Here is a 13855-nt window from a genome sequence, read left to right as displayed (position 1 = left end):
ATCGGAAAGCTAATTATTTTGGATGAAGCGCACGTTTTACACCGGAAATTCGACGTTTCCGGGGATCATTGCCAATGATTCGAGCAAAAAGACTCTACTGAGCTGCGAGATAAGCCTGCAGACGCGGCACTACAAAATCGAGGAAGACACGGACCCGTTGCGGCAGTCGCGCGCCGCCAAGAAATACGGCGTGTACTTCCTCTATGTCATTCTCCACCGCCTCGGCCAGAACCTCCACCAATGCGCCAGACGCGAGGTCGTTCCGCGCGTGATAATCGCCGATACGAGCGAGCCCCAGCCCCGCGACCGCCATGCGCCGGACCGTCTCCCCATTATTGGCCAGCAGCGAACCGTAGACCGCGCGATCCACGATGCGACCGCTTTCCTTCAGCGGCCATACAGGTGCTGCACGGCGGAAATTGAAACCGATGCAATTGTGATCAATGAGATCATCTATGGTCAACGGCATCCCGCAGCGTTCCAGATAGGCGGGAGCCGTCACGATCTTGCGCCGAGCCGTGCCAAGCTTGCGCGCCATCATGCTGGAATTGGGCAAGGTGCCTATACGGAAAGCCACATCGGTGCGATCAAGATAAAGATCAACCAGCTCGTCCGACAGGGACAGGTCGATCACGATATTCGGATAGGCTGACAGAAATTCTGGCAACAAAGGCTCCAGCGCCAGCGTGCCCAATGCAACCGATGCATTGACGCGGACCGTACCGCCCGTGCTTGCAGAACCTTGCGAAAGTTCGCGTTCGACTTCCTCGAAATCGCGCAGCAGCCCCTGACTACGCTCATAATAAATCTGCCCCTCGGTCGTCAGCGACAGGCGGCGGGACGAGCGTTCCAAAAGCCGCACGCCGAGCCTTGCTTCGATACGGGATATGAGCTTGCTGATGGTCGAAGGGTTCATGCGCAGAAGACGGGCCGCTTCGGAGAAACTGCCTGTTTCCACCACCCGCAGAAAGACCTGCATTTCACCAACGCGATTATCCATCGCCCGCTCCATCTATGAAACCGTTTCACAGATAATGTGGTTTCCGAGCGGATTTTCAAGCCCGCGCGATTATCCTATTTCTGCTTCACGAAATCAAACCTGACCGAAAGCTGCTTGGTACAGGATCAACAAAATGACGGCCCGAAGCATGAGCCTCCCAAGCTCGCGCTCTTCACGCGAAACGCCGAAGGCCAGTCAACAGGAGATAATATGAAAATCGTGAACGCACACGGCGCGGCCATACCCGCGCTCGGCTTCGGTGTTTTCCGCATGACGGATGCGGAAGTGGAAAACGTTGTTCCAGCAGCGCTGGAAGCTGGCTTCCGCCATTTCGACACGGCGCAGATCTACCAGAACGAGGCTGCTCTCGGGCGCGCACTGGAAAAGGCCGGCGCACGACGCGAGGACCTGTTCCTCACCACGAAAGTCTGGGTCGATAATTACAGTCCTGACAAATTCAATACATCCGTCGACGAAAGCCTCGACAAGCTGAAAGTGGATCAGGTCGACCTTCTGCTTCTGCACTGGCCTGCCGACAAGGTGGCTATTGCCGACCAGATTGACATGCTGAACACAGTGCAAACGGCAGGCAAGACGCGCTTCATTGGCGTGAGCAATCAGAATGTCGCGCAAATGAAAGAGTCTATCCTTCGCAGTGCCGCGCCCATCGTCACCAACCAGATCGAGGTCCATCCCTATCTCGACCAGAATGCTGTAGCCGAGGCCGCAAAGGCAGCAGGCGTCGCTATCACCGCCTATTACGGTATGGCTGATGGCGCAGTGCCGCGCGACCCCATCTTGCAGGCCATTGGCGCCCGATACGGCAAGACTGCAGCTCAGGTCGGTCTGCGCTGGCTGATTGAACGCGGCTTCATCGCCCTTTCCAAGACGGCCAAGCCCGAGCGTGTCGCTGAAAATTTCGACATATTCGACTTTGAGCTCAGTGCTGAAGACATGACAGCGATTTCCAAACTCGCCCGTCCCGATGGACGACTGGTCAGCCCCGAAGGTCTGGCCCCAGTCTGGGACAAATAACGGAGACTATGATGAGCACGATGACGTCTCACGACAGCGCGACGAAGACGGCCGGTTTCAACTGGCCGCTTCTGGCGCTTGCAATCGGTGCCTTCGGTATTGGCACCACTGAATTTGCACCTATGGGTCTGCTGCCGGTCATTGCCGACGGCGTTGACGTTTCCATCCCGACAGCCGGGCTTCTGGTCAGCGCCTATGCCATCGGCGTGATGGTCGGCGCACCGATCATGACGCTTGCCTTCGGGCGGTTCGGCAAACGCACGGCCCTGATGCTGCTGATGGGTATCTTCACGCTTGGCAACATCCTGTCGGCTCTCGCACCGGACTACTGGACGCTGCTTGCAGCACGCTTGGTAACAAGCCTCAATCACGGTGCATTTTTCGGCCTCGGTTCCATTGTTGCAGCCAGCGTCGTGCCTCCTGAAAAGCGGGCAAGCGCGGTTGCCACCATGTTCATGGGTCTGACAATTGCCAATATCGGCGGCGTCCCGGCTGCGACCTGGATCGGCCAGCAGATCGGCTGGCGCATGTCATTTGCCGGTACTGCTGTTCTGGGTCTGCTCGCCATCTCGGCGCTCTGGCTTTCACTGCCGCGCGGTGAAGCAGGCAAGATGCCCGACATCCGGCGCGAGCTTGGCGTCCTGATGCGCCCGACCGTGCTGATGTCGCTCGCAACAACCGTCATGGGCGCTGGCGCCATGTTCACGCTCTACACCTATGTAGCACCTGTACTGACCGACCTTACCGGCGCTTCGGAAGGCTTCGTGACGCTGGCGCTTATTCTTATCGGCGTGGGCTTCACTATCGGCAACGCGCTCGGCGGACGCCTCGCAGACTGGTCGCTCAATGGCGCGACACGGATATTTCTTGCAGCACTTGCCATCATCAGTCTGGCACTGCCGTTCCTGCTGGGAAGCCATATCGGCGCAGCAATCGGCCTGCTCGCCTGGGGTGCGGCGGCCTTCGCCATCGTTCCTCCGGTTCAGACCCGCGTGATGCAGGCTGCATCGGAAGCACCGGGGCTGGCATCGTCGATCAATATCGGTGCGTTCAACCTCGGCAATGCGGTGGGCGCGGCCCTTGGCGGCGGCGTCATCAGCGCAGGCTATGGCTATGCAGCCATTCCCGTCGCAGGCGGTCTTCTGGCAGCGGCAGGACTGTTGTTCACACTGTCCCGCCGCCCGAAAACAGCGCTGGCGCCATCGGCCTGCTAATCCAACGTTCTCCTGAAGCGCAAAAGCGCCAGCGACGCAAACAGGAACACGAAAAATATGAGGGCGTTCACCTCTCCGGCGATGTCGGAAAGGTGGGCGCCCTTAAGCATGACTGCGCGGACGATCCGCAGAAAATGCGTCAGCGGAAAAATTTCGCCCAACGCCTGCGCCCAATCAGGCATACCCCGAAACGGGAACATGAAACCGGACAGCATCAGCGATGGCAGAAAGAAAAAGAAGGTAAGCTGCATGGCCTGCATCTGTGTGCGCGATGCCGTCGAGATCGTGTAGCCGAGCAGGACCAGCGACAGGACGAAGATCAGCACGCAGGTCAGGAGAAGTGCCAGCGATCCCACAAAGGGCACGCCGAACAGAAGCTTTGCCGCGACCAGCACGACCACAACCTGCACGCCGCCGACGACCAGAAATGGCAGAACCTTGCCCAGCATGATTTCGGCAGGCGTGGCGGGCATGGCAAGCAGGTTTTCCATCGTGCCGCGTTCGGTCTCACGGGTCAGTGCCATAGCCGTCATCATCACCATGGTCATTTGCAGGATGACGCCCAGCAGGCCGGGAACGATATTGTATTGCGATACGCCTTCCGGGTTGTAACGCCGATGCACGATGACCTGTAGCTGGCTTCGCGCGGCATCTGCGGCTTCGGCCTGCTTGCCCTGTTCACGCAGGAGCGCCTGACCTGCGACGGTTCCAAGCGTGGAAATGGCACCGCTTGCCACTGACGGATCGGTCGCGTCGGCCTCGATCAGAATTTGCGGCTGTTCGCCGGCATCGACACGCCTTGCGAAATCCGACGGGATTGTCACCACGAAGGAAACCGTTCCATCGGCAATCAACGCCTCGGCTTCCGCCGCACTTTGCACGACATGGTCGAAACGGTAATAGCCTGTGGTTTCCAGCGCAGAAATCATGGCGCGCGTATAGTGATCCTGGCTGGTCGCGACCAGTGCGCTCGGCAGGCTCTTCGGATCATTGTTGATGGCAAAGCCGAAGAGCAGCAGCTGCATCAACGGGACGACCAGCATCATGGCGAAGGTGATGCGGTCACGCCGCATCTGGATGAATTCCTTCACCAGCATCGCGCCAAGACGCTCAAACGAGAACCAGCCGCTCATTGCTTATCGCTCCCTGAACTTCTGCCCTTCGACATATTGTCCTGCGCATTGGCCATGAACTGGATGAACACATCTTCAAGGCTGGTTTCACCCGCCTCGACGGTAATTCCTTCACGATGCCTGATCTTTTCCAGAGCCGCCTCAAGCTTCACCCTGTCGGACCCCACGACATGGAGCGACGCACCAAAAGGTGCAACCTGCTCGACACCCGGTTCGCCCTCCAGTTCGCGCGCCACTTCGCCGAGCCTCGGACCGTTGACGATAAAGGTTGTCAGCCCTGCCTTATCGATAACGTCCCGGACGGTTCCCGTCGCCAATAGCTTGCCATAGGAAATATAGCTGATGCGGTGGCAGCGTTCGGCCTCATCCATGTAATGGGTCGAAACGAGCACAGTCAGCCCGCCATCGGCGAGGCGATGTATCTCGTCCCAGAAGTCGCGCCGCGCCTTCGGATCAACCCCGGCAGTTGGTTCATCCAGCAGCAGAAGCTTTGGCTTGTGCATGATACAGGCTGCCAGTGCCAACCGCTGTTTCCAGCCGCCGGAAAGCGTGCCCGCCAGCTGGTCTCCGCGTGATGTCAGGCCCAGTTCCTCAAGTGTCCGTGCCACATGCTCCTTCACTGGCTTCAACCGGTAGAGACGCGCAACGAATTCAAGGTTCTCGGCAATTGTCAGGTCTTCATAGAATGAAAAGCGCTGCGTCATGTAGCCGACTTCACGCTTGATCTTCAGCCCTTCGGTACGAAGATCGAAACCAAGCACCTTGCCTTCACCCTCGTCGGGCGTCAGCAGCCCGCACATTATGCGGATGGTGGTCGTCTTGCCCGAACCGTTCGGCCCCAGAAAGCCGACAATCTCACCTTCGGCCACCGACATGCTCACATGGTCGACGACCGTAGCGTCACCGAACCGCTTGACGAGACCTTTGACATCGATAGCGTTCGCCATGGCCGCCTCCGCCTATCGGGCAGCCAGATCGACATCCACGATCTGGCCGGGCTGCAAAGGCGATGCGGGATCGACAGGATGCGCCTCGACAAGATAGACAAGCTTCTGGCGCGTTTCGAGCGAGTAGATGACGGGCGGCGTGAATTCTGGATCGGGCGAAACATAGCTCACACGGGCTTGCAGGCCGGGCGCGCAACCATCGCAGCGCACGGACAGCGTATCGCCCACCCGCACGGTCGAGAACTTGTCTTCCGGTATGTAGACCTTCAGCTTGACCGCACCATCGGGCAGCATCGTCAAAACCGGCGCAGACGGACCGGCAATATCGCCTGGATTGCGGATGACATCGGTGATCCGGCCCGGCGCAGGTGCTTCAATCGTTCGCTTGGTCAGATGCCAGCGTGCGGAATCCAGCTGCGCTTCGGCACTTTTGACGGCATTCTCTGCCGCCTTGATTTCTTCGGGGCGCGCGGGCAATCGACCGACCGCCAGATTGGCTGTGGCCTGATTGATCGAGGCCTCAGCCACTTCGACCTTGGTGGCCGCATCGTCAAGCTGCGCCTGTGTCATCACTCCACGTTTCGTCAGGTCTTGCGTGCGCAAAAGGGTTCGCTGGGCATCGTCTGCCTGTGCTTTGGCCGTCCTGACCGCCGCTTCCAGAACTGCAATTTCATCGGGGCGCTTGCCAACCTGCAAATCCGCCAGTTGCGCGCGTGCCTGCGCCAATGCTGCCTCGGCCTGCGCGACGGCGATCTTTGCGTCCGCATCCTCCGTCATTGCTATGGGCTTGCCCGGCTCGACACGATCCCCACGCCTGACGGCAACGGACTGAACCTGCGCCACTTCCAGCGGCGCAAGCTGCACGAATTCCCCCTCAACGTAACCAACAGCAAGGGGCTGCGCGCTGCATGCGGCGAAAAGATAAGAGGCGAAAGGAACAATACAGAGAATACTCATGCTTTCACCTCGCCGTCTTTGATGGCATCCTTCGCTGCGAGAATGGCCATCAAATTCTGGCGTGCGATTGCCGCGACAGCCGCCGCCTCTTCCGCGCCCATCGTGGACCAGCCCATGCGCCGTTTCACAGCTTCCCGGCCAATGCGGAAATAAACGATCTGCCCAAGCAGGGTGAAGATGAGAAGCCGTGTGGCCTCGCTCTCGGCAGGTTCGCCCGTCGCGACTTCCCAGATGGCGCAAAGCCTTTTGTGCGTCGGCTCGAAAACACCGGAATAGATGCGATCGAGTGCTGCGGTCGGATGCGCCAGTTCGCGCAAGAGAAACTGAACGATCTCGCCGGACTGTGGTTGCGCGACGATGAAATGCGTCATCCGCTCCAGCGCCAGACCGAGCTGCTGGCGGGCCGTTTCCTTCGTTTCGGCAGGTGCACTGATCACACCGTGATGTCCAAGCGCCTGCCCGGCTATGCCTTGTATCGTTTCGACAATATAGTCTGCCGCCGCCAGTCGCAGCCCTTCCTTGCCGCCGAAATGATACGCGATGGAACCGATATTCGCCTTAGCCAGACCGGCAATCTCACGCGTCGATGTGGCATCGAAACCCTTCGAGCCAAATAGTTGCAAGGCCGCGTGGATCAGCGCCGCTCGCGTCTGATCGACCGAAGGTGACGGAGGCTCTTGCCTTGTATGTTTCGCTTTGCTCATATCATGATTTAATCAATCGATTGATTAAATGTCAAGCACGACAAAAACCAAAGCGTCGATCCTGGATCAGCACCTTGATTTCACTGAAAATTATAGACGTCGTTCACCCCCGTCTTCCAACATGCCGCCCGACGGCGATCGGTGTCGGCATCTCACGGTGTGCATGAGAAAGCCCCTCCAATGCGGCCAGAATTCCGGCCTTCGCAGCGACCGCCTTGCCCACTGTGCTATCGACATGCAGCAGCATCTGCTCGGCGCTGGCGATTTCCGTATCGCCCCGCCTCAGACTGTGAAAGACATGCGCGCGTTTCTCGTCAAAGGAGAGCAACTGCGTTTCCACATGTAGCGCATCGCCTACCTTGGCCTCGCCGCGATGCATGATATGGGTTTCGACCGTGTAGTAGCTGTGACCGGATTTCAGATAGGCTTCGTCCACACCGATATGTGCCAGAAACCTGTCGGTCGTCTGGCCGAATACATCGAGATAACGATGCTCGGTCATATGCCCGTTATAGTCGATCCACTCCGGAATCACGCGCGCATCCAGAAGACGCAACGGGCCGGAACCTGCCTTGGAAGAGCCCGCCCCATCGAGCCGTGCAGTATAGGCATTGAGAAGCGCGCCCGCGCCCCAACCCTTGCCGTTCTGCTGATGCGCGAGAGCGCGAATGATCGCAACCAGATTTTCGTCACGAATCCGTTCCAGATCGTGGATTGAAAGCCCTTCATTCTGCTCGTCCGACTGATCCGCGATGCGGCTGATCAGGCTGTCATCAAGATCGGGCACATCTGTCAGCTTCGTCCATGGCCATTGTAGCGCAGGCCCGAACTGGGCGAGGAAGTGTCGCATACCTGCCGGACCGCCGGCAATGCGATAGGTCTGGAACAGCCCCATCTGCGCCCAGCGAAGCCCGAACGAATAGCGGATGATGTCGTCAATCTGCTCGACCGTGGCGATGCCGTCGCGCACGAGCCACAAGGCCTCTCGCCACAGCGCTTCCAGAAGCCTGTCGCCAACAAAAGCGTCGATTTCCTTTTCAAGAACGACCGGCTCCATTCCGGTCAGACGGTAGAGCGCGGACGCTCTTTCAATTGTCGATCCGCTGGTCTTTTCACCCGGCACGAGTTCCACCAGTGGCAACAGGTAAACGGGATTATAGGGATGCGCGATCAAGAGGCGCTCCGGATGCCGCAACCCAGCCTGCAACTTGCTTGGAAGAAAGCCGGAAGTGGACGAGGCGATCAGTGCATCGTCTGCGCAAGCGGCTTCAATCTCCGCCAGCACGGCAAGTTTAAGGTCAAGGCGTTCGGGAACGCTTTCCTGAATAAGCGCCGCGCCTGCCACCGCCTCTGCCAGCGAAGCGGAAAAGGACAGTTGCCCCTCCTGCGGAAGGCGCGCGGTGGTCAGCGCCGCCAGCGCTTTGCGTGCATTATCGAGAATGTGTTCGGTCGTCGCCTTTGCATCGGGCGACGGATCGTAAACGGCAACGTCGAAACCGTTCAGCAGAAAGCGTGCGGCCCAGCCGCTGCCGATGACACCGCTGCCGATGCAGGCAATCTTGGGAGGATGGCTGTTCATGGATATCACCAGCGCTTTGTAAGCTTGAGTTTTTCGCGGACTTCAGCAGGCGTCAGAACTTTCGTTCCCATATTAACGGCGATGGCTTTGGCCCGTTCGACCAGATCGCCATTCGACGCTAGAACACCCTTGTCGAGCCAGATATTGTCTTCGAGACCCACACGGATATTGCCACCCGCCAGCACGGCAAGGGCCGCATAAGGCAACTGATTGCGGCCAATGGAAAACGCCGAGAAAATCCAGTTGTCCGGCAGGTTGTGGACGATGGAAACCAGCGTCGCCAGATCGTCCGGCGCGCCCCATGGAATACCCATGCACAGCTGCACCAGAACCGGGTCATCAAGCAGACCCTGCTGTTGCAGCCATTGGGCGAGCGGCAGATGGCCGGTGTCGAAAATCTCGATCTCCGGACGCACGCCAAGCCGTTGTATCTGTCCGGCCATTTCCCTGAGCATAGCAGGCGTGTTGGTCATCACGTAATCGCCCTCGCCGAAATTCATCGTGCCGCAATCCAGCGTGCAGATTTCCGGCAAGAGTTCAGCGACATGAGCAAGCCGTTCCGTCGCGCCCGCCATATCGGTCTTGGCGGCATCGGGTGGCAGTGGAGCTTCTGGCGACCCAAAGACCAGATCACCGCCAACGCCTGCAGTCAGGTTCAGCACGATATCGACACCGGACGCCCGGATGTGGTCCACAACCTCGCGGAAAAGCTCCAGCTTGCGCGATGGTTCACCCGTTTCCGGATCGCGCACATGAATATGCGCAACGGCGGCACCTGCTTCCGCACTTTCAATGGCCGCATCCGCAATCTGGCGCGGCGTGATCGGCACCTTGTTTGAGCGGTGCGTGGTGGCTCCGGCACCGGTGACGGCAGCAGTGATGAATATTTCGCGGGCGGGCTTTAAAGGCATGATCGTTTCCCTCAATTTTCGCCGAGCTTGACAGGTCGCGAAATGCCGGGATTATCATTTTACGAAATCTATTTGGCGAAGAACGAAACGTATGATCTTTGAACCCTCCGACGAAGAACTGAGCGTTACCCTGCTGGTCCTGCCGGATTGTTCGCTGATGTCGCTGGCCGCAACGCTGGACCCAATGCGCGGCGCCAACCGCGTGACGGGCCGCTCGCTTTATCGCTGGCGGGTGGTGTCACCGGATGGCAGCGATCCCGTCACATCCAGCGGCCTCAAAGTTGCGGCCAATGGCCGTTTCGAGGTCGGCGCGCAGGACATTCTCATTATCGTCAGCGCTTTTCATGCGCTGGAACATGCGACGCCGAAGCTTCTCGCCATGCTGCGCCAGGCGGCCAAGCAATCGAAACTCGTCGTGGGTGTGGAAGCCGGATCATGGGTGCTGGCAAAGGCGGGATTGCTCAACGGACGCAAGGCAACGACGCACTGGGAGGACATGGAAGCATTTTCGCAGCGCTTCCCGGAAGTCGAAATGCAATCGGATCGCTGGGTGCGGGATGGAGCTTTTCTGACAACCGGAGGCGCTGCCCCGGCGCTCGACGTGATGCTGGCACTCATTCGCGCCCGCCACGGCTATTCCATCGCGCTGGATGTGGCGAGCCTCTACATCTACGATGAGGTGAAACAGGCTTCCGACGCACAGCCGCTGGTATCCCTTGGCCGTTTGCTTAACCGCGAACCGCGACTGGCAGATGCCATAAAAATCATGGAAACCCATATCGACCTCCCGATCCCGGTGTCGAGCATCGCCCGAAGACTTGGCCTTTCCACACGAAGCCTTGAATTGCTGTTCGCCAATGTGATCGGGCAGTCACCGGGCAATTACTACCTGTCGCTCCGGCTGAAAGCAGCCCGGCGCCTGATCCTCGATACGCATCTTTCCATGGCGGATACAGCGGAACAGACCGGCTTTTCGTCGATCAGTTCACTGTCACGCGCCTTCAAGCGGCATTTCGGTCAGTCGCCGAGCAAGCTGCGGCAGTAAAGGCACCCTTACTTAAAGGCCCAGCCCCGACTTCACCTCAGCAAGTGCTGGTTTGCCGTCGAAAGTGGTCACGCCGTCAAGCCACGCATCAAGCTGCGCCGGGTTCTCCTTGATCCATTTCGTGACGGCATCCTTGGCTTCCATGCCATCGTTCAGGATCATGTTCATCATCGTGCTTTCCATATCCGTGTTGAACTTCAGGTTCGACACAAAGCGCGAGACGTTGGGACAGTCGGTTGCATAACCTTTGCGGGTCAGTGTTTCGACGGTTGCCGCACCATCATCCGGTCCGAACAGGTTTTCACCATTTTCCAGATAGGTGAGCTTGTAGCGAATGTTCATCGGATGCGGTGTCCAGGCAAAGAACACAACGGGCTCATCCTTGCGCACCGCATTTTGAACCTGCGAGAGCATGGCCTGCTCGCTCGATTCCGCGAGCTGGAAATCCTTCAGGCCGAACTTGTCCTGCTCGACCATCGATTGGATCGTGGCGTTGGCGCTGCTGCCAGCCTCGATGCCGTAAATCTTGCCGCCAAGCTGGTCCTTGAATTTTGCGATATCGGCATAATTCTTGATGCCAAGATCCTTGCCCGTCGCAGCAAGACCGATCTTTGCGCCTTCGAGATTGACGCCAGCCTGCTCGATCTTCTTGCCTTCAAGATAGGGTTTGCGCGCTTCTTCCTGAAGCGGCATCCAGTTGCCGAGGAAAATATCGATCTGTCCATTTTCCAGCGACTGGAAGGTGACCGGCACGGAAAGGATGGTTGTCTGCGGCTCGTATCCGGCTTTTTCAAGCAGCAGAGAAGCGAGCGCCGTCGTTGCAGTAATGTCGGTCCAGCCGACATCGGAGAATTTGGGTGCCTTGCAGTTTGCCCCTTCAGCGGCATGCGCCTGCACGCTGGCAAGGCTGGCGACGCTTGCTGCAAGCAAAAGAAATAGGCGTTTCATTATCTTCTCCCCTTTGTTTTTATTGAGAACAACATGATAGGGGAAACAGGAAACGCCTGTTCGCAATATGCGCAATCATCTTTGCGTTTTGCGCAACCCTTGACCATTGATCGGTCGGGCCGACTTCTGAAAGCTGCGCAAAACCGGGGCGAAATTTATTTCCCACCGCCATATTGCAGGTCGCTGACATGCTCCATCCAGTCAACGACTTTGCCGTCGAGCTGTTCTTGAATGGCTATATGAGTCATGGCATTGCTCGCGGATGCGCCGTGCCAGTGTTTCTCGCCCGGCTCAAACCAGACCACATCGCCGGGCCGGATTTCTTCAATCGGTCCGCCTTCGCGTTGCACGAGGCCAAGCCCGGCGGTCACGATCAGGGTCTGGCCAAGCGGATGCGTGTGCCAGGCAGTGCGGGCGCCGGGCTCAAAGGTTACGGTCGCAGCCGCAGCCCGCCGGGCATTATTGGGAGAAAACAGCGGATCGATACGGACATTGCCCGTAAACCAGTCGGCTGGGCCTTTTCCCGAAGGATCGGTTCCGTTTCGCTTGATATCCATGAGGCGTTTCCTTTCCTGTTCACAACGCAACATAGATCAACTTCACGGACTGTTCAGCGCCTTTTGGCCGGGTTCCGCTGCAAAATCACGTTATGCCGTTTCGCAAGTTCTGTGTTGACCGCTTCGATTTCCTGCGCCTTGCGCGGATCGTCCCAGCTAAGCTCCCGCGCCAGAATATCGGCGATTGCAGCAAGATTGCCGGTCGTCAGCGCCCCGTCGATTGCAAGTGTGGTGCGTCGCAAAACGACATCCGCCAGATGCACGACAAGCTCGTTGCGTGCGATCCATGCGATTTCCGTCGCGCTGACCGTGTCGGTTTCAGGCAGCATCGCAACCGTTACCCCGGCTTCCTCGCGGAGGATCGGCAAGGCCGTGCTGCCATAGCGCTTCAACAGGGTCTCAACCCGTGCGGCGGGCAATCTTGTTTCGGTGGCGTATTTCGTCACCCAAGCCTTGCGGGCGCGATCGTCGGACGGATAGTCCCTGCCGCCCCCTATGGGGAGGTTGCGCGTTGACACTTGCCGCGTCTTGTCGAACCGGCCCAGAACCTTGTCGGCCACTTCCTCGGCAAAGCCGCGGAATGTGGCCCACTTACCGCCGACCAGCGAAATGACCGCGAATGGCCGTTGGTTATCCGGCTCGATGACAGGCGCGGAATGATCGCGACTGATCAAACCCGGTTCGGAAGCATTGGACGCTGGAAGCGGGCGGATGCCGCTATAAGTGTAGACAATCTGGCTGCGGTCGAATTTGAGCTTCGGCAGCAGCGAACGCAGGCTGTCGATGAAATAGTCGGTTTCATGATCGTCGCAACGCACATTGTCCGGATCGTCCGATGGAATATCGGTGGAACCCACCAGCGCCAGACCGTGATAGTCGTAGACGAGACAGATGCGCCCGTCATCCGCCTCGAAATAGATCATTCGTCCGTTGAGGCTCTTCACCAGTTCGGGGTGATCGACAAGAATATGCGAACCCTTGGTGCCACCGATCATCTTGGTCGGCTTGCCGAGTGCAGCATTGACCCGGTCGATCCATGGGCCAGCCGCGTTGATGACCAGCTTCGGCCTCACCGCGAATTTTACGCCATCCGGCCCTTCAAAGCCGATAAGGCCGTTCTCGGCGGAAACCAGCGTCGTGAAATTGGCGGCAGCGCTTTTCGGATTGGCGCGCAGCCCGTCGCTGACGAGTTCATAGACCAGACGTTCCGGCTGGCTGACCTTCGCATCGTGATAGATGCCGCCCGCCACGATTGCAGGCGTGATATAGGGCATTTCCTTCGTCGCCATCTCCTTCAACAGAAAACGGTGACGTGGCATGACGCGCTCGCGCGCACCAAAATAATCGTAAAGTGCCAGACCGATCTTGATCAGCACGGCGCCACGGCTGCGTGGCGCGGTCGTCGAGCCGAACAGGGTGCGCAGCGCGGCCGTGATGCCCTTGGTCCATGAGAAGACAGGAATGAAAGTCGGCAGCGGCTCGACATTGTGCGGCGCATTCTTCAGGAGCAGGTTGCGCTCGAGGGTGGACTGGGCCACAAGCCCGAACTCGCCCGTTTCCAGATATTTGAGACCACCATGGATAAGCCGCGACGGCGCAGCACTTGTCCCTGAACCAAAATCCGCCTTGTCGACAATGAAACAGCTAACGCCTTGCTCGCAAAGATCGCGATAAAGGCCTGCTCCGTTAACCCCCGCGCCAAGGATGAGCACATCTACGCCCTCGGTCTCGAGTTGTCCGATACGGCTTTTCATTTCGGCATTGCCTGCGAAGTCATTCATCTTACTGTCTCTCTAGAGCATTCCCTGCTTTTCTCATATCATCG

13 protein-coding genes are annotated in these 13855 nt (G+C 58.4%); 3 read left to right on the top strand and 10 right to left on the bottom strand.

The window, feature by feature from the left end:
- Window positions 1-94 precede the first annotated feature (94 nt).
- The gene (locus FG152_RS10580) at window positions 95-1000 is read right to left on the bottom strand and encodes a LysR family transcriptional regulator (protein WP_278524699.1); all 906 of its coding nucleotides are present in this window, start codon (window positions 998-1000) and stop codon (window positions 95-97) included.
- 210 nt (window positions 1001-1210) lie between these two features.
- Here FG152_RS10580 and FG152_RS10575 point away from each other — a divergent pair, with 210 nt between their 5' ends.
- Window positions 1211-2035 (top strand): aldo/keto reductase, encoded by an 825-nt coding sequence (locus FG152_RS10575; RefSeq protein ID WP_036587155.1) that lies wholly within the window; start codon window positions 1211-1213, stop codon window positions 2033-2035.
- Between the two features lie 11 nt (window positions 2036-2046).
- Window positions 2047-3249: an MFS transporter gene (locus FG152_RS10570; protein WP_029928091.1), complete on the top strand. Its 1203-nt coding sequence runs from the start codon at window positions 2047-2049 to the stop codon at window positions 3247-3249.
- Here the strand turns inward: FG152_RS10570 and FG152_RS10565 are convergent.
- The 6 genes from FG152_RS10565 to FG152_RS10540 form a co-directional block, all read right to left on the bottom strand.
- On the bottom strand, window positions 3246-4382 hold the full coding sequence (locus tag FG152_RS10565; RefSeq protein WP_029928093.1) for an ABC transporter permease: 1137 nt from the start codon (window positions 4380-4382) through the stop codon (window positions 3246-3248). The genes FG152_RS10570 and FG152_RS10565 overlap by 4 nt on opposite strands.
- Window positions 4379-5329, bottom strand: a complete 951-nt coding sequence (locus FG152_RS10560) for an ABC transporter ATP-binding protein (protein WP_029928094.1) — start codon at window positions 5327-5329, stop codon at window positions 4379-4381. Before FG152_RS10560 ends, FG152_RS10565 begins: the two co-directional genes overlap by 4 nt.
- A 12-nt stretch (window positions 5330-5341) precedes the next feature.
- Entirely contained in the window at window positions 5342-6286 is a 945-nt protein-coding gene (locus FG152_RS10555) for an HlyD family secretion protein (protein ID WP_029928097.1), read from the bottom strand.
- Complete coding sequence (locus FG152_RS10550; RefSeq protein ID WP_011982665.1) at window positions 6283-6990, bottom strand: DUF1956 domain-containing protein; 708 nt, start codon at window positions 6988-6990, stop codon at window positions 6283-6285. Before FG152_RS10550 ends, FG152_RS10555 begins: the two co-directional genes overlap by 4 nt.
- A gap of 103 nt (window positions 6991-7093) precedes the next feature.
- On the bottom strand, window positions 7094-8569 hold the full coding sequence (locus tag FG152_RS10545) for a carnitine 3-dehydrogenase (protein WP_029928099.1): 1476 nt from the start codon (window positions 8567-8569) through the stop codon (window positions 7094-7096).
- 5 nt (window positions 8570-8574) lie between these two features.
- A complete protein-coding gene (locus tag FG152_RS10540) occupies window positions 8575-9480 on the bottom strand; it encodes a beta-keto acid cleavage family enzyme (protein WP_010660882.1) in 906 nt (301 codons plus the stop codon).
- Window positions 9481-9571: 91 nt separating this feature from the next.
- Here FG152_RS10540 and FG152_RS10535 point away from each other — a divergent pair, with 91 nt between their 5' ends.
- Window positions 9572-10525 (top strand): GlxA family transcriptional regulator, encoded by a 954-nt coding sequence (locus FG152_RS10535; protein WP_029928101.1) that lies wholly within the window; start codon window positions 9572-9574, stop codon window positions 10523-10525.
- A 12-nt stretch (window positions 10526-10537) separates the two neighbouring features.
- Here the strand turns inward: FG152_RS10535 and choX are convergent, their stop codons facing one another.
- The 3 genes from choX to FG152_RS10520 form a co-directional block, all read right to left on the bottom strand.
- Window positions 10538-11473: a choline ABC transporter substrate-binding protein gene (choX, locus tag FG152_RS10530; RefSeq protein WP_010660880.1), complete on the bottom strand. Its 936-nt coding sequence runs from the start codon at window positions 11471-11473 to the stop codon at window positions 10538-10540.
- Between the two features lie 155 nt (window positions 11474-11628).
- Window positions 11629-12030 carry a (R)-mandelonitrile lyase gene (locus tag FG152_RS10525; RefSeq protein WP_029928103.1) on the bottom strand — a complete coding sequence of 134 codons (402 nt, stop codon included), beginning with the start codon at window positions 12028-12030 and terminating at the stop codon, window positions 11629-11631.
- 53 nt (window positions 12031-12083) lie between these two features.
- Entirely contained in the window at window positions 12084-13811 is a 1728-nt protein-coding gene (locus FG152_RS10520; RefSeq protein WP_498986412.1) for a glycerol-3-phosphate dehydrogenase/oxidase, read from the bottom strand.
- Window positions 13812-13855: the final 44 nt, after the last annotated feature.

It is taken from the genome of Ochrobactrum sp. XJ1 (genome assembly GCF_024701725.1).
Taxonomy (GTDB): domain Bacteria; phylum Pseudomonadota; class Alphaproteobacteria; order Rhizobiales; family Rhizobiaceae; genus Brucella; species Brucella anthropi.
Note: the sequence above shows the minus strand (reverse complement) of the source record. Positions and strands in the feature narration are given on the sequence as shown.